The 15,486-nt window shown below is 47.5% G+C and carries 15 protein-coding genes; 9 read left to right on the top strand and 6 right to left on the bottom strand.

Annotated elements, in window-relative coordinates; genetic code table 11:
• The first annotated feature begins 181 nt into the window (after positions 1 to 181).
• Genes B212_RS0102035 through B212_RS0102015 form a run of 5 tightly spaced genes read left to right on the top strand, consistent with a single transcriptional unit; the run spans position 182 to position 4,424 of the window.
• Positions 182 to 502 carry a PadR family transcriptional regulator gene (locus B212_RS0102035; RefSeq protein ID WP_019908624.1) on the top strand — a complete coding sequence of 107 codons (321 nt, stop codon included), beginning with the start codon at positions 182 to 184 and terminating at the stop codon, positions 500 to 502.
• Positions 499 to 1,056 (top strand): HAAS signaling domain-containing protein, encoded by a 558-nt coding sequence (locus B212_RS0102030; RefSeq protein WP_019908623.1) that lies wholly within the window; start codon positions 499 to 501, stop codon positions 1,054 to 1,056. The genes B212_RS0102035 and B212_RS0102030 overlap by 4 nt, the downstream gene beginning before the upstream one ends.
• Positions 1,053 to 1,883: a DUF4097 family beta strand repeat-containing protein gene (locus B212_RS0102025; RefSeq protein ID WP_019908622.1), complete on the top strand. Its 831-nt coding sequence runs from the start codon at positions 1,053 to 1,055 to the stop codon at positions 1,881 to 1,883. Before B212_RS0102030 ends, B212_RS0102025 begins: the two co-directional genes overlap by 4 nt.
• A 26-nt stretch (positions 1,884 to 1,909) precedes the next feature.
• Positions 1,910 to 2,794 carry an ABC transporter ATP-binding protein gene (locus tag B212_RS0102020; RefSeq protein ID WP_028530558.1) on the top strand — a complete coding sequence of 295 codons (885 nt, stop codon included), beginning with the start codon at positions 1,910 to 1,912 and terminating at the stop codon, positions 2,792 to 2,794.
• A complete protein-coding gene (locus tag B212_RS0102015) occupies positions 2,787 to 4,424 on the top strand; it encodes a hypothetical protein (protein ID WP_019908619.1) in 1,638 nt (545 codons plus the stop codon). Before B212_RS0102020 ends, B212_RS0102015 begins: the two co-directional genes overlap by 8 nt.
• Before the next feature lie 10 nt (positions 4,425 to 4,434).
• On the opposite strand, the gene B212_RS0102010 is transcribed toward B212_RS0102015, so the two are convergent.
• Positions 4,435 to 5,946 (bottom strand): extracellular solute-binding protein, encoded by a 1,512-nt coding sequence (locus B212_RS0102010; RefSeq protein WP_019908617.1) that lies wholly within the window; start codon positions 5,944 to 5,946, stop codon positions 4,435 to 4,437.
• A 181-nt stretch (positions 5,947 to 6,127) separates the two neighbouring features.
• On the opposite strand from B212_RS0102010, the gene B212_RS0102005 reads away from it, so the two are divergent.
• Complete coding sequence (locus tag B212_RS0102005; RefSeq protein ID WP_019908615.1) at positions 6,128 to 8,467, top strand: helix-turn-helix domain-containing protein; 2,340 nt, start codon at positions 6,128 to 6,130, stop codon at positions 8,465 to 8,467.
• A gap of 67 nt (positions 8,468 to 8,534) precedes the next feature.
• Here the strand turns inward: B212_RS0102005 and B212_RS32925 are convergent, their stop codons facing one another.
• Positions 8,535 to 9,242: a DUF3153 domain-containing protein gene (locus B212_RS32925; protein WP_156830050.1), complete on the bottom strand. Its 708-nt coding sequence runs from the start codon at positions 9,240 to 9,242 to the stop codon at positions 8,535 to 8,537.
• A 390-nt stretch (positions 9,243 to 9,632) separates the two neighbouring features.
• Between B212_RS32925 and B212_RS34255 the strand changes: the two genes are divergently transcribed.
• From B212_RS34255 to B212_RS0101995, 3 genes are all read left to right on the top strand, one after another.
• Positions 9,633 to 10,391: a hypothetical protein gene (locus B212_RS34255; RefSeq protein ID WP_156830049.1), complete on the top strand. Its 759-nt coding sequence runs from the start codon at positions 9,633 to 9,635 to the stop codon at positions 10,389 to 10,391.
• Between the two features lie 77 nt (positions 10,392 to 10,468).
• On the top strand, positions 10,469 to 10,840 hold the full coding sequence (locus tag B212_RS30550; RefSeq protein ID WP_036667961.1) for a hypothetical protein: 372 nt from the start codon (positions 10,469 to 10,471) through the stop codon (positions 10,838 to 10,840).
• 653 nt (positions 10,841 to 11,493) lie between these two features.
• Positions 11,494 to 11,760, top strand: coding sequence for a hypothetical protein (locus tag B212_RS0101995; RefSeq protein WP_019908613.1), 267 nt, complete (start codon positions 11,494 to 11,496; stop codon positions 11,758 to 11,760).
• A gap of 10 nt (positions 11,761 to 11,770) precedes the next feature.
• On the opposite strand, the gene B212_RS0101990 is transcribed toward B212_RS0101995, so the two are convergent.
• The 4 genes from B212_RS0101990 to B212_RS0101975 form a co-directional block, all read right to left on the bottom strand.
• The gene (locus B212_RS0101990; RefSeq protein WP_019908612.1) at positions 11,771 to 12,508 is read right to left on the bottom strand and encodes a hypothetical protein; all 738 of its coding nucleotides are present in this window, start codon (positions 12,506 to 12,508) and stop codon (positions 11,771 to 11,773) included.
• A 126-nt stretch (positions 12,509 to 12,634) separates the two neighbouring features.
• Positions 12,635 to 13,318, bottom strand: a complete 684-nt coding sequence (locus B212_RS32920) for a TetR/AcrR family transcriptional regulator (protein ID WP_019908611.1) — start codon at positions 13,316 to 13,318, stop codon at positions 12,635 to 12,637.
• A 97-nt stretch (positions 13,319 to 13,415) separates the two neighbouring features.
• A complete protein-coding gene (locus B212_RS0101980) occupies positions 13,416 to 14,672 on the bottom strand; it encodes an aminotransferase class III-fold pyridoxal phosphate-dependent enzyme (protein WP_019908610.1) in 1,257 nt (418 codons plus the stop codon).
• 33 nt (positions 14,673 to 14,705) lie between these two features.
• Positions 14,706 to 15,485, bottom strand: a complete 780-nt coding sequence (locus B212_RS0101975) for a hypothetical protein (protein WP_019908609.1) — start codon at positions 15,483 to 15,485, stop codon at positions 14,706 to 14,708.
• Position 15,486 lies beyond the last annotated feature (1 nt).

The raw sequence follows: 15,486 nt of genomic DNA, 5'->3' as shown, positions 1-15,486 counted from the left end.
AGTTTACTGATAATCCGGCTGTCAAGGCAAGCGCCGGGAATGTGGTTATCAGCAATGTATCGTAGAGCACTATATTGCATTATTGAATAGTAAATGTTATCTTATAGCAGGAAGTTATTTTTTTTGATTCAGTATTCTATAATATTGAATAGTGAACATTGCTGCATAGGAGGACCGCTAAATGAATATACAGTTCAAAAAAGGTGTTCTTGATCTGTGTGTGCTGGCATTGACCGCACGTGAAGACCGTTATGGCTACGAGCTCGCCGTGGCGATTTCTTCGAAATTTGAGGTGGCGGTGGGCAGTGTGTATCCGCTGCTGAACAGACTGACGCTGGAGGGGTATTTCTCCACCTATCTGCGGGAGTCGCGCGAAGGACCTCCCCGCAAATATTACAAGCTTACAGCGCTTGGACAGAATCATCTGGATGCGCTGATCAGCGAATGGCGATCCTTCACCGTATCCGTAGATCAATTAATAAAGGAAGGTGTCGAGCGATGACACAGGAGCAATTTCTGAAACAACTCCGGGAGCTCATGAATCCGATTCCCGAGCCGCTGCGCAGCGAATGGATACTTGATTATGAAGAGCACTTTCGGCAGGCGGCCGGAGACGGACTTGCAGAGGAGCAAATTGCAGAGGAGCTTGGCGATCCGCGCCAGCTCGCCAAAGAAATGCTGCTAGTCTACCGGGTAAATGAGGCGGAAAGCAGCAACGGACGTTTTGCTCCTGTGTCACGGGCAGTGTTTGCTACGGTGGGGCTGGGCTTTTTCAATCTTGTTTTTGTGTTGGGGCCCTATATCATGCTTCTAGGTGTACTACTGATGTGCTGGGCTTCGTCCGTCATGAGCGGGATAGCCGCGCTTACTGCGATTTACGAAGGAATCATCGGAGGTGCCTTTACCCTAATCCAGGGAATTTTTGTTGCTATATTGCTGCTAGGCCTGGGAATGCTGCTCGGGGCGTTCTCACGCTGGCTGACCCAGGCAGTTTCAAGAATGACTTTGCAATATTTAAAATTTAATTCCAGGGTGATGAAGGGGAAACGAACATGAAAAAATGGATGATTACAGCAGCCATTCTACTTGTGGTCGGATTGATCGGCGTGGTCGCGACGATGTGGAATGAGGGCGGCTTCAGTTTTAGGAGTGTGGAGATCAACCAAAATCAGGCGATTGATGCTGAGGGTGTGAAGGATGTCGTTTTTTCATTAAACGGTATGAATATAACAACTGTGAAAGGGTCAACAAACGAGATTAAGGCTGCGCTTACTGGCAAGGTAAGCAAGAAATTTGTGGAGCTAACCAAACTGAACATTGTTCGGGAAAACGATACGGTCAAGATCAGCGTTGACACTAAAGGTTCGACTGTCGGCATCAGTATTTTTGATGTACAGATCAGAGTGGAGCTGCCCGAGCAGCAATATGATTCTGTAGTTCTTAATACCGGAAGCGGCGACCTGAATATGGCCGAATTGGCTGCCAATACCATTCGCATTGAAGCTGATTCAGGTAAAGTCACACTTGATAGGCTGACAGCACAGAAGCTGAAGCTGAAGACGGGCAGCGGTAATATCAACATGAAGGATGTGGAAGCTGAGCTTGAACTGGAGGCGGATACGGCCGAAATTGAGGCGGACATGGCGGACATCACGCACCCGATGAAAATCACAACCGGCAGTGGCGAGGTCACCCTCTATACAACTGAACGGCCTTCTTCCGCAACAATCAAATTCAGCCACGGTTCGGGTGAACTTCGTAACCAATGGGATGGGACTAAGCAGCCTGCTGCCGACGAGGAGCAAAGCATAGTCTTTGGCGATGGGAGCGTACCAGTGGACATCAAAACCGGTTCAGGCAATTTAACGCTTGGAAAGCGGTAAACGGCAGACCTTGGAGAGGAGAGATTATTGTGCTTACAATTGAAAAGGTAGGAAAAAGATATAATAAAGATTTCTGGGGAATCAAAGATATCAGTCTGGAGCTGAATTCCGGCATTATTGGGTTGCTGGGGCCAAATGGAGCGGGCAAATCGACACTGATGCGCATCTTGGCAACCATTTCCCAGCCGACTGAAGGGCGTGTGACTTGGAATGGCAGCGATTTGGCGGCGTATCCTGATGAGCTGCGCAACGTTTTGGGTTATTTGCCACAGGATTTCGGCGTGTACCCCAATTTAACGGCTGTCGAGTTTCTGCAATATATGGCGGCGGTCAAGGGACTTGGTGGCAGTCAGGTGAAGCGGAGAATTGACGAAATACTTGAACTGCTGAATTTGAATTCCGCCCGCAAACGCAAAATCGGCGGATACTCAGGCGGTATGAAGCAGCGGATCGGCATCGCACAGGCGCTGCTGAATGACCCGAAACTATTAATCATTGATGAGCCGACGGTAGGACTTGATCCTGAGGAGCGAATGCGGTTCCGCAATCTGCTTGCGGATTTGTCCAAGGAGCGTATCATTATTTTTTCGACCCATATTGTTTCCGATATCGAGGCAACGGCAGACCGGATTATCATTCTGGCAAAATCCCGCTTGCTGGCCGATGAGACCCCTTCCCAACTGCTGAAGCAGGCCGAAGGAAAGGTATGGTCAACGGTTATACCGGAAAATCAATTGCACGAAGCACGCTCAAAATGGCTGATCAGCGGATCTGTTCGGACTGAAAATGGACTGCGGGTCCGCATGGTGGCGGAAGGTGCTCCGACTCCTCAAGCTGTAAAGGTTGCTCCAGACCTTGAAGATGCCTATTTGTATCTTCGCTCTGATTTCGGGGGAACAGTCCATGAGTAAAGCATATACAATCTATCATCTCGCCCGTGCCGATTTTCTTGAAAGAACGAGGCGGTATTCATTTTTTATAACGGCTGTACTGGCGGTTTTTGCAGCTTATTTGTTCGTCCCTCCTGCCGATTCGAATTATGTGACTTTTTATCTGGGCAGTTACAGGGGGCTTTACAATTCTGAATGGGTTGGCGGAACGGTAGCGATCTCAACGACCATGTTTTTGACGCTGATTGGATTTTTTTTGGTCAAGAACAGCATTGACAGGGATCAGCGTACAAGGGTGGGCTTTATCATTGCAGGGACTTCGCTGAAGAGGCGGCATTACCTGTTTGGCAAGGCGCTCAGCAATTTTGCTGTTCTGTCAGTGATTGCATTCCTGATGATGTTCGTCGCCCTGTTTATGCAGCTTATACGCGGAGAAGATATGACAATTCATATCTTGGACCTCGCTTTGCCGTTTCTGATTGTTGTCATTCCCCAGATGGCTATTGTGGCTGCGCTGGCGGTTGTCTTCGAAAGCTGGTTCCTCCTGCGCGGAGTCGCCGGTAATATAATTTACCTGGCGTTGTTTATCGCAACTGTTACGATTTCAATTAATAGCGGTAATATTTCTACAGGTATTATTTCCGGACAAATGCAGAGCGATCTCAAGCAGATACATCCCGCATATAACGGAGAATTCGGGCAAGGCATCCTGTTTCTTGACAAACCATTGAGCCTGTTTCAGTGGAATGGGGTTCATTGGAGCGGCAGCATAGTGGGCATGCAGCTACTGCTGTTCGCCGCCGCGTTGGTCCTATGCTTGCTGGCATCTCTGTTATTCGGCGGTTTCGCGGAGCTGCCGACAAGCCGGAAGCGAGACAAGCACAGCAGATTTCCCCAAAAAACGGCGGCAAAAAAGAATACTGCATCGCCGCAGTCCGAGGAAAACGAACAGCCTAAGCAGGCGGCAGCAGCCGTAGCTCCGACGTTCTCGGCGGCAGAACTGACACCGGTTGCTTATAATTTCCGTTACATAACACTTATAAAGGCTGAATTGGGCCTCATGCTGAAGGGCGTTTCATGGTTATGGGTTGTCATTGCCGCAGTACTGAATGTGCTTTGTCTCCTGTTGCCGCTGAATACGTCTTTTCCTGTCCTCTGGCCGCTGGCGTGGATTTGGCCGCTGATTCTGTGGTCCAGTATGGGCTGCCGTGAAGTCACGCATGGTACTCATTTCTTCCTTGCCACCAGCCCCCGGCTGATATCCAGACAACTGCCTGCTGTTTGGACAGCAGGTTACATCGTTACTGCGGCAGCAGGAGGCGGCATACTAATCCGTCTGCTTATAGAAGGAGACATGCTTCATGCCTTGTACTGGCTGCTCGGCAGCCTATTCATTCCGACTCTGGCCCTTGTATCAGGCGTTATTACCCATTCTAAAAAAATGTTTGAAGTTCTGTACATGCTCTTGTGGTATATCGGCCCGTTCAATCAGGCGCCGGGAATTAACTTTCTGGGAACGGATTCACCTGCCCGTTCGCTGGTTCAGGTCAGCTCTCTTACGTGGCTGTCACTGGCCGGATGCCTCGTTCTGACAATTGTATTGTTTGTTTCAGCTTTCGTGTTCCGCCGCAGGCTTGCGACTGTGCACTAACACAATGGACTTATTTCCCTGCCTCAGCCTCCCCATACTCCTGAATAATCAGGTCGCCGCCGCCGGCTCTCCACTTCTCTACCTCTACGCGGAAGCCTTCGGCAGTGAGGTTGCCAAGGATATAATTGTAGGTGGCATCCATGATGATGGCGGACAGCTCGGTGTTTTTCTCGTCAAAGGTTGTGGAGCTTAGGCTGACGGTTGGATCATCGACCAGAAACTGTTCGTTGTCTTCGCTGAGCTGGTCGGCTAAGGCGGTTAGCTGTTCTTTTTGCGCAACCCCCATAATATTCTTATTGCCGATATCGGCAATCATGAGGGAGTAGAGCGGGTTCACTTCGTACACACGTAGCTGCGAGGTTTCATCGGGAAGGATCACTTTTCCGTCTTTAAGCTTATAATGGCGGCCTTCAATCCCGTACATCATCAGATTCGCAACATCCTTATCCATCGTCCGGTCAAAAAAGCCCAGCACCCGCTTCAGCTCCTGCTCCGTCGCAATTGCCTTTTTGGAGAAAAGATACAGCCCGTTATAGTTGGGGATTGACCATACTTTATAGCCTTGCGGCCCTTTGATCCGGTTGATCAGAGTAAGCTCGGCTCGCGGGTTAATCGCCTGGGCCTCGATGGAGAGCCGCTTCGCATCGGTCATGCTGCCAATAAATATGCCTGCCGTCCCCCGGATAAATTGATCCCGCTGCACTTCCTTGCTGGTCAAGGCAAAATCCTGATTGATAATCTTCTCCTTATATAACTTCCGCATAAAATTCATTGTGTCCATATATTCGGGCGTCTCGAATTCAGGGATGAACCGGCCGTTCACAAGCTTCCAGTTATTCGGCGTGCCGAAATAGGAGCTAAGTGTTTTGAATACCCCATAGACCAGATCATTGCGGTCAACGAGTCCGAGCGTATCCGCTTTACCGTTTCCGTCGGGGTCATTATATGTGAACTGCTTCATAACCTCATACAGCTCATCCAGTGTCTGCGGCTTATTCAGATGGAGACGGTCCAGCCAATCCTTGCGGATGATAATCCCCTGTCTGGAAGAAGGGCGCTCGGTGTAGAGGCCATAGACTTTGCCGTCCACAGCAGATTGCTTCAGAATCGAAGCGTCAAGCTGCTTCAGATTCGGGAAGTCCTGAAGATACGGGCCAATCTCCCAAAAAGCCCCGGAGCGGATCACATTCTTCACCAGATTGGAATCCGTGAATTTGACGAAGGTGACTTTCCCCAGAGAATTGGTTGTCAGGGCCGTGTTCATTTTATCCGTGTAGACGCCCTCTGGAACCCAGGTGATATCCAGCTTGACCCCGGTCAGCTTTTCAATTTCGGCAACAATGTCCTTGGAGGGAGTCTGGGGAAAATGAAGCGGTGCCAGAATCGAAATCGAAGAAACCTCCCCGCCTGGGCGGGACTGAACGGAAGCCTCCCCACTGCAAGCGCTTAACAAAATAACAGCAAGTAACACAAGCAAACAGCAATACCGGGCACCATTTTTCCTGAGCCGTGGTCTGGACATTCCCGCATCCTCCTACAAAATATTATACATTTCATTCCTAACAGATGAATAAATTGCAATTGATAGTGATAATTAGAGAAAATGATTATTGCGGCACCAGATGATTATTGTTATTATCCTTCGTGATGCATACACTTGAAGCAGGCGATTGCTTCTACCTAATGTAAAGGTGCTGAATCTATTGAAACATTTGAGTTTCCTGAGCAAATTAACCATGTTCGCCTTTGTCATCAGCATACTGCCTGTGCTGTTCATTGGTTCGTTCTCTTATTTTACATCCTCCAAAGAGATTCAAAAAAATGTTAACCAAAGCAAAAAGGAACTTATTTTACAAATTAACTCAAATGTAGAGCATAAGCTGAATACTGTCAACCAGACCTTGAACCAGGTAGTGAACTCATCCGTTTTAAAAAAGGCATTGAATAACCCGCTGGATGTAAGCGATTTCATTTTATATAATGACATACGCACCGAAATCCGCAATATGCAATCTTTTGACACGAAGCTGGAGGATGTTATTCTGCTCAATCAGCGGCAAAATTGGATGATCAAAAACTCAGGGCTCTACCGCCTGAATGAATATAAGAATTACGAGCAGCTCACCAACCTGATTAATCTGCCGGATGAAACCTCATGGGTGCTGAACCCCTCTTCCCTGTTCTACAGCGAGGAGAGCATTAACTTCACCGGTTGTGATTACAGCATTAGCCTGATTAAAAAGCTGCCGACCACCAAGCTGCAGAAATACGGCCTGGCCCTGGCCAATATTCCCGCCTGCAGTCTGCAGGATTTCATTACATCCGACGTGCAGCCGCTCGACAGCATTATCATCCTGGACAGCTCCGGCCGCATTCTGCTCCACCCGGACCGCAGCCTGATCGGCCAGTCTGCCGCTTCAAGCGGCTTTACCGAATTCGCACAGATTGCCGGCTCCGCACAAAGCTCGGGACAATTCAAAACGGTGATGGACAAAAAGGATTACTCCGTCACCTACATGCGTTCACCGCAGAGCGGCTGGATCTATCTCTCCGTGACCTCTATCGAGAGTCTGACTAAGGAATCAAGCAAAATCGGAACCTACACCGTATACGTATGCACCTTCATGCTGCTATTATCTGTTCTGCTGGCTTGGCTCGGTTCCCGCCGGATGTACACGCCTATTGAAAGGCTGCTCAACGAGATGGGACAGCGCAGACCCGATATCAGGGCCAGACATGCGAATGAATTCCAGATTATCGGCGAGCAGGTACATCATCTGTTTCAATCCAAATCCCAGCTTGAGAAGGAGGTTGCCCAGCATATTCAGCAGGTGCGCACCTTTTTTCTAATGAAGGCTTTTCAAGGCAATATCAAAAAACGCGAGCTGCTAGAAGAACTGGAGCAATTCGGCTACCATGACCAGACCCTGGAATGGCAGACAATGGCCGTGATCACGGTCAGCATCGACTTCTCCGAGGAGAACAGCTATCAGAAAAAAGACCTCAGCCTGCTGCTGTTCGCCGTGCATAATATGATCGAGGAGCTGATTCCTCCGTGCAACCGGCTGGCTCCGGTCATCATGGACCACGCTGTGGTGACGCTGATCGGAAGCGCGGACGGCGATCCGCAGTCTTTTCACAAAACGCTCTATTCCCTAACGGAATCGCTGCAGCAGAAGATCAACAACTACCTGAAGCTGGAGGTCAGCATCGGGCTCAGTCTGCCCTTCCACGCCTTTGATAAAATATCCATTGCTTACAGAGAAGCTCTGGAGGCGCTCAAATACCGGATTACGCTGGGGAAAGGCATTATTATTCAGTATGAGAATATCAACTCCGGCAACCACTATCTCAACCTGAACTACCCTACTCATAAGGAAAACGATCTGCTGGACGCGATTAAGCTGGCTGACACAGAGAATGCAAAGGAGACGCTGCATAAGCTGTTCGCCTGTATCTTTGCACTGGGACTCTCGCCGCAGGAATACCAGATTCCGCTGACCCGGCTGCTGAACAATATTCTTATTATGATGCAGGAGTCAGGAATCAGCCTGAATCAAATCTATCCGGTGAACGGTTCTTTATTCGAGGAATTAACGGATCTGCACATCGTGGCGGAGATTGAGGATTGGTTCTGGAGCGTGGTCATTCAGCCGATGGTCCGTATCTTCAGCAGCAGACAAAATGCCCAATACCATAATATTTCGGAAAAGCTCATCGACATCGTCCAGCATGATTATGATAAGGACCTTACGCTGGAGGAATGCGCGTCCCGCCTGCACTATAATGCCAACTACATCAGCAGCGTGTTCCGTAAGGAGACCCAGTATTATTTCAGCGACTACCTTGCCATGTACCGGTTCAAAATGGCGAAGAAATGGCTCGCGGAGACCGACATGCCCGTCAAGGATATCGCCGCCCGGCTCCGCTACAACAACTCGCAGAATTTCATCCGCTCGTTCCGCAAGCAGGAAGGGATGACCCCCGGCCAATACCGCGAGCACGCCAGCGCAAGGCAGCGGGCGGTGCCGGATGATTATTGAAGGGCCGCGCCGCACAATTAAAAAGAGCTCGGAACGCTCAAATGATCCGGCTGCGGGTCCTTGCGGTTCAAGCTTTGGGCTTGCGCAATTTTCTCTTTCTCAGGAACAAAGTGACAGCGGCGGCCAAGAGTAGAACGATACCACCACCGGCGATGGCGATGTTCCTGACATTCGGCACGTATACGATCAGACGCATGGGCTCGGTATCGGCCAGGGTAATATGCCAGGTGAGGGTGTTCCCGTCCTGCTCGGCGGCATTGTTGGCCCCGTACAGATTATAGGGAAGCGTTAGCTGGAAATCCAGCGACAGGCCCTGTAGCATCAGCCGGACCAGCGGCTTCGGCACACTAAGCTTTCCAAGTCCATCTAAAATCTCTTCCGAGTAGGCATTCAGCTTGGGCTGAGCCGATACATCGTATTTGGTGTACAGCCAGTTTTTCCCCGTTGTTACCTCAGTATCCACGATATCAAGGCTTCTCGCGTTGAGTTGCATGTCCTCTATAGAGGCGAAGGATTTGAGAAATTGATATTCTGTAGATTTGCCCACTGTGGTTTTGTGCAGCTCAATGCCGTCTGCCTGCAGCCTGCTCGTGATCAACTCCTCGATTTTGCCGCCGACCAGCGACTCTGCACGGGAATCCAGCAGCAGACTGAAGGCGACATCCAGCCCGCCATCCTTCTTCACGGTAATGTGGGCCGTCCCATTGGCACAACCCGTCAACAGAACAAGCATTAACAGCATCAGTCCCAAGGTGTATACTCGTCTTCTTTTCAATGCTGTTCCCCCATTCTTGTTAAACTACTGCCTTCAGGAATTTTATGCCGCCCAGGCCCTTACTGTCAAACTATCACTACAATAAATAGCAACCACACTGCACGCAGCTCCCCTTCGTAGATAATGTGTGATCTTAAACTGCAAATTCGCCCGCGTATAATTTTTGACTGTCCAGTTCTTTAAATATCAAGTATACAAAATCAAAATATGATTCTAAAGACTCATTTATTTATTATGGATATTTTGTAAAATTATTTCATTGTAATAAATTTACAAATAGATGCGGAGATGGTCTATATACGTAGGAGATAGTTTGAGTTGTTTGTTTTCAATCGGCACTGGCAAGTTAAAGTTTTGTAAAAAAATAAATATTACTGGAGGTTCATTAGAATGAAAAAAAGCTTCAAGAAACCATTAATGGTCCTTGCGATCTTATTTCTTGCCTTTAGTATACTTCCTGGAACCGGCTTCGCTGCTTCTGATGATGTGATTGCTGAACCATATATTAATCCAACTGCAGCACAAGCCCTCACCATTCAAGCTCAAAGTCCCATGGTAAGAGATGATAACGGTAATGCGGTACAAGCTCTAGCGACAGATGTAGCAATTCTAACCTTATGGTCAGTTCCGAGCGGTAGCGGCACTGGAAGCTCTGGTGGTGATGGATCTTCAAATTTTGGGACTCATTCATTTATTACTTTAAATAACATTAGTTCTTCAAGTATTACAGTTGGAAAATTATCTGGCATTGCAGCAAATAAACTGGTTTCTGTTGGAACTTGGGGGAATAAAACAGAACATACTGGTGTATGGTATAATTTAGAGGCAATGTTCATTAATAACTATAGTGCTTACAGTGGTAGAGTTTCTCATTCCATGTATATAAATTCTACCCAATTAAGTAACGTAAATAGTTATATTATAAATCATGATTCATGGAGTTTAACAAACAATTGTTCCTCCTTTGCTGTTGGTCTATGGAACTCGATATCCTCTGACGATTATTCTGCTGGAACAATAAATACTCCTCAAAATTTATATTACTCAATTAAAGATGGTGCTTATGACACCAATGCTGCCGTTCCATATAATTATGTAGTTTATTATGCACAAGGTACTGGTACCCCTATAAGAAGTTCACAATATTAAAATTATTTATATACTAAAATCAATGCACCCATTTAATTGAGTGCATTGATTTGAATTGATTAATGAGGTGATAGAAATTGATTATAAAAAAGCGTAACTTTGTACTCGTAGTAATGGCTATGCTTATAGTTTCTATATTGGGGTTTCTTTTTATGTTTACCAATATAATAAATCCTAGCTCAATTTTCATATCACAATGTAATATATCAAATCATATCATATCAATAAAAGGTGGATTTTCTGATAGTGCAAATAGGTATAGAGGATATAAGGTTGATTATAGCGACAATGCTCTCTATATAAAAATAAAAGGAAGTATATTATCATTAAATGGATCAACTGGAGATTTCAATATTTCAATTAAGAATAGTTTTGGTGATATTCAGAAAATATATCTACAAGGCTCTGATTCCTCACAAAGAACTCTGATTTGGTCTAATCAGAAATAGAATCAAATTGAGCAGTTAAGCTTAGCCCAAGCTTCGGTGCGTGTGTTATATATTCGACGTGCCCAGGTTTATTTTATACATTCTCCCCCACTAAGAAAGAACCTACACTGCATACAGCAGCGTGGATGCCTCCATTCCTTATTCACTAATTCAACTAACGTTCGCCGTTAGCTCAACTCCATGGTATTTCCCCTTATCCAAGGTTCACGATATATTTCTGATAAGTTTTTCACTGCGTTAAAGTCACTAAAGTCCTGTGGATCAATCAAGGAGCCCGCCGTGATGTTTAATCTCGACTCTGTATCAGAATACTCTACTGATCCGAAACCCTTTCCAGAAACACAAGCCGCTTCCAGCTCCTCCTTATCATTTTGCCACAGCTCTCCGGTCTGCTAGGTGGGGGCTATTTGACGCTCACTCTTTTACTCCATAAACGAGCGTTCGTTACGAGTCGGTCTCCCCTGAAGGTGGAGACTGGGCATAGCATTCATAGGCACAGCATCAGTCCCAAGATTCATACTCGTCTTCTTTTCAATACCTGTTCCTGCTGACAAAAATCTATTTCTATGTAAATATGTAATAATTTATAGTAATATGTTGAGGAATAGCTATGTTCCGATATTTATTTCCAAATTTCCATTACGGAGGTTACAATGGTCCCTTTAAAAGAAAGCTCGAATAAAGAAATATTACAAACCCAATATGAACAGCTCTGGATTGAATTTCTAAATTCAGATGAGAACAAGGTTGAAAGAATCCTAAACAGGGCTCAACGCGAATTACTGCCCACAAAAGAAAAATGGCTTCAAAGATTGAAGCCATTTCAAACCCATTTACTATGGATTGTTCCGCTCAGCGCACTTATCGTGGCTATTTTATTGTACGTGATTTTTATTTGGGTAGCATTGTTAGTGGAGTAGCTTCGGCTCCTTACCAGATAGGCTTCTTATCCCCGATCTGCTCTTTGGGCGGGAACTTCATAACCATGATCAGATTTCTCAGCGCATAGGCGGATACAATTACACCTGCAATATAGAACCAGGGCTGATCGAAATAAGCCGAGGCTGTCGTCCACATCCCGTATCCGGGCGGCAGAAAAGTATTGACGGTTCCGATCAAGATCACAATCGCCAGGCCGACAGAGGTTCCGCTGCGGTTCTTCCGTTCATTCCACAAATAGCCGGGCGCGACTGCAATCAGGATGTTGGTAAATGCGAACCATTTGAACATGACCACATCATCCATGAACACTCTGAACAGATTAACAACAGCGAACATTAATACGATCTGTCCAGCTACACGCATAAGGGCCTGCTGTACAGTCACGGGAGAGCTGTAGAATTTGCCCCATATTTCTTGCCGTTCCACTTTGACCGCTTTATAAAGATTGTACACTTCAAAACAATTCCAGACCACCAACGCCGCCGATGCGGCAGAGAAAAACCAGAACCAATCGTTATGCAGGGCCAGCAGGAAGAAAATAACCGCTCCGGTAAAATCATGCGCAAAATAAAAGGTGTGCATCCAGACAGGGTAAGGCGCCCGTTTCTCCCGGTTAACCAGTCTGAAGCTGTAGATATATTCCATATAACCAATGAAAAAAGTAAACGCCGAAATCACAACCAAACCTGGATTGTTGGTGTAGGCATTCATGATTTCTTGCACCATGTTAATCATCTCCTCAAAATAAACTATACTAGTATAGTTATAATGTAGAGCGAACCTTTTATTTTGTCAATCACAAAAAACCGCCCTGACGCACGAACGTCATCTGGCGGCTTTTCGAATTATTATTTAATTAGTTCTGCTTGCTTCTTCATACCAGAAAATCTGCTGGACACAATATTGATTGAATTCATTAAAGTCGAAATTCCGCAAAAGGTTCTTCGTCTGGGCAATCACACTCCGGGCGGACTCTGAACTAGCATCTAGAATTCGCATAAACGACGAGAGCATTTGCTCTGCAATGAACGATACCGGAATACTCCACTCCTCCTGTTGAAGCAGCAGTTCAGTCCCTCCAGCCATGGCGAAGGATAGGGCAATTTGGAAATCCCGTTCCGGCACATGTGCCATCTCTTCGGTTTTAATTGTGCTTAGCCACCGGTGCACGATGTTAATCCACAATGTCAGCAGCGCTTTGTCTGTGATGATATTTTCTATAAACCGGCGCAGGTCCTTTTGCAGAATCGAGGTTTGGAAGAACAGATTGGTATAGACAGAGAGCTGTAAATAAATACTCTCCTGCGGCGTCAGAATGCGGTTAACATAGCTGAAGGATACCTCCAGAATTTCTTGCAGCATAGCCTCTAGAATATCACTTTTTTTAGTAAAATAATGCTGCACCAGCGCCTTGCTGATCCCCGCCTCATCCGCGATTTCTCTAATAAAAACTTGCTCATAGCCTTTTTCGCAGAACATGCGGTAGGCAATTTTCAGGATTTCATTCCGCTTCAACATATTTTTCGGTCTGGCCATGATAAGAGCAGATGCCCCTTCCTTATGTAATCTGCATGCATCCCACCTTTTCACACTTGGAATTAGTATAAAATAGCGTAACTTGATTATCAAACATCTACACAAAACTCGGATGCATCTTCTTCACGGCCCGGAAAGCCTCGTCCGCTACATCCAGCGTGAAGGCGATGTCCTCCTCCGTCAGAGCCGCATTGATAAAATGGTTATGATGGTTGGTGAAAAAGACCCCGCGCTGAACGCAAGCCGCAATCCACTCCTGATGCAGCACCTGGCTGGGATCGTTGGCGATTCTCATATACCACATGGGCAGCTCTCCGCTGATCCGTAGGTCAAGGCCATGTCCGGCGGCGACGTCGGTCAGGCCGCTGGTCAGCTTGCTGCCAAGCGCCTGTAGGCGTTTCGGAGCCTCAAGCTCCTTCAGCTTGTGCAAGGTCGCGATGCCGGCGGCAAAAGGAACCGCAGAGAACCAATAGCTGCCCGTATAGAACACCGAAGACGCAGCGCTTTTCAGCGCATCTATTCCGCAGAGCGCAGAGACATTGTAACCGTTAGCCAGCGCTTTGCAGAAGCAGATCAGATCGGCCTCGAAGCCGTAATGATGGTCTGAGCCGGACAGATCCAGCCGGAAGCCGCAGCGCACATCATCAATGATCAGCACGATGCCATGTTTCGTGCAGAGCGAGCGCACCTTCTGCCAATAATCCTGATCCGGCAGCACGTTATCGACAAAATTTCCCTGGAAATAAGGACTGGCAATAAAGCAGGCAATTTGTCCGGGATAGGCGCTGATTAAGGCTTCAAGCTGCCCGATATTATTCCAATCGACATATAAATTATTGGCAATCTCCTCCGGTGCAATGCCGGGATTGCCTGCAAGCTTCGTCCACGGCGCTACGCCATGATACCCTTTATTGACGAGCACCGCCTTCTTCCTGCCCGTAGCAGCGCGCGCAACCATGACCGCAAAGCTGGTGGCGTCACCGCCATTTTTAGCGAAAAATGCCCAGTCGGCACTATGTACGGTATCCACCAGCAGCTCTGCGAATTCGACCATTTTCACCGAAGGCAGTGTTACACAGTCTCCCAGCTCCCGCTGCTCCCTTGCCGCCCGGTCAACATCCTCGTCATTATAGCCCAAGATGTTGGGGCCATATGCACACATGTAATCAATGAACCGGTTGCCGTCCACATCCCAGAAATAAGCCCCCTTGGCCTCCCTGGAGAAAAAAGGAAAGGCGCTCGGCGGAATCATACTGCCCTCAACAGGCCCCAAATGTCCATAGACACCGGCCGGAATAACCTTCATCGCCCGTTCAAAAAGCAATCTGCTGTTTGTATATTTATAGGCTTCCATATCTCGTCTCCTTTTCTCATCCCTGACTCAGGTTTACACAAACTGGGGTACTTTAGCCAATATATCATTCATGTGCTGAATCATCGGCAGCATTCCTTTGAGCTTCAGCCTCTCGGTTACGATCAGCTCATGAACATCGGCCTTTTCGCTCAGCACATCGTTCGCAGACTGCACGGTATCAAAGATCATGAAGGCTCCGGGTGCAGATGAGGTGCTCTTCATCGCCTTAAGCCGGCCTTTCACACAGTGGAGGAAGACCTGCTGCCCGCTCTCCTCAATGGAGATCGAAATGACACCGTCCGGGATTCTTGCCGCGATCCGCTGACCAATGTCATCGTAATTGCCGATACAGGCCACGGCATAAGCAGCGGTATTCAGCAGCAGCCGGGTATGTATGGCGAAATAATCACCGTCCAACAGCAGCTCCTCGCTTGGCTTCAAATAGTATTCCAGCCGCTTGCTCAGCGCCGTGAATTCTTTGGTCAGGAAGCCCAGCCGGGTCAGTCCCCGGAGCGGAATCGGGCTTGCCGCACCTTCTATCATCCGGTTGAAATGCTCCGGTGAGCGGAAATACAGCACAATGGACGCCGTGCCCGCCGGTTCACGCATGGAACAAGCCCCATCCGCAATGAGCAGATCAGCCGAGGAGCCACCTCGGATTTTGAAACGGATCGTATTCTGTTTGTCTTGAATCAGTGAAGCTGAGATAGGGTCAAGACGGCATAATTCCTCCAGATTCCCCAGAACCGCATACAGATTAACCGCCGCTTTTGTCGCATGGACTGAGGTGTTCACAGACTCGCTCACTGGCATA

The organism is Paenibacillus sp. HW567 (assembly GCF_000374185.1).
Classification (GTDB): Bacteria; Bacillota; Bacilli; order Paenibacillales; family Paenibacillaceae; genus Paenibacillus_AQ.
This window is presented reverse-complemented; position numbering and strand designations above follow the sequence as displayed.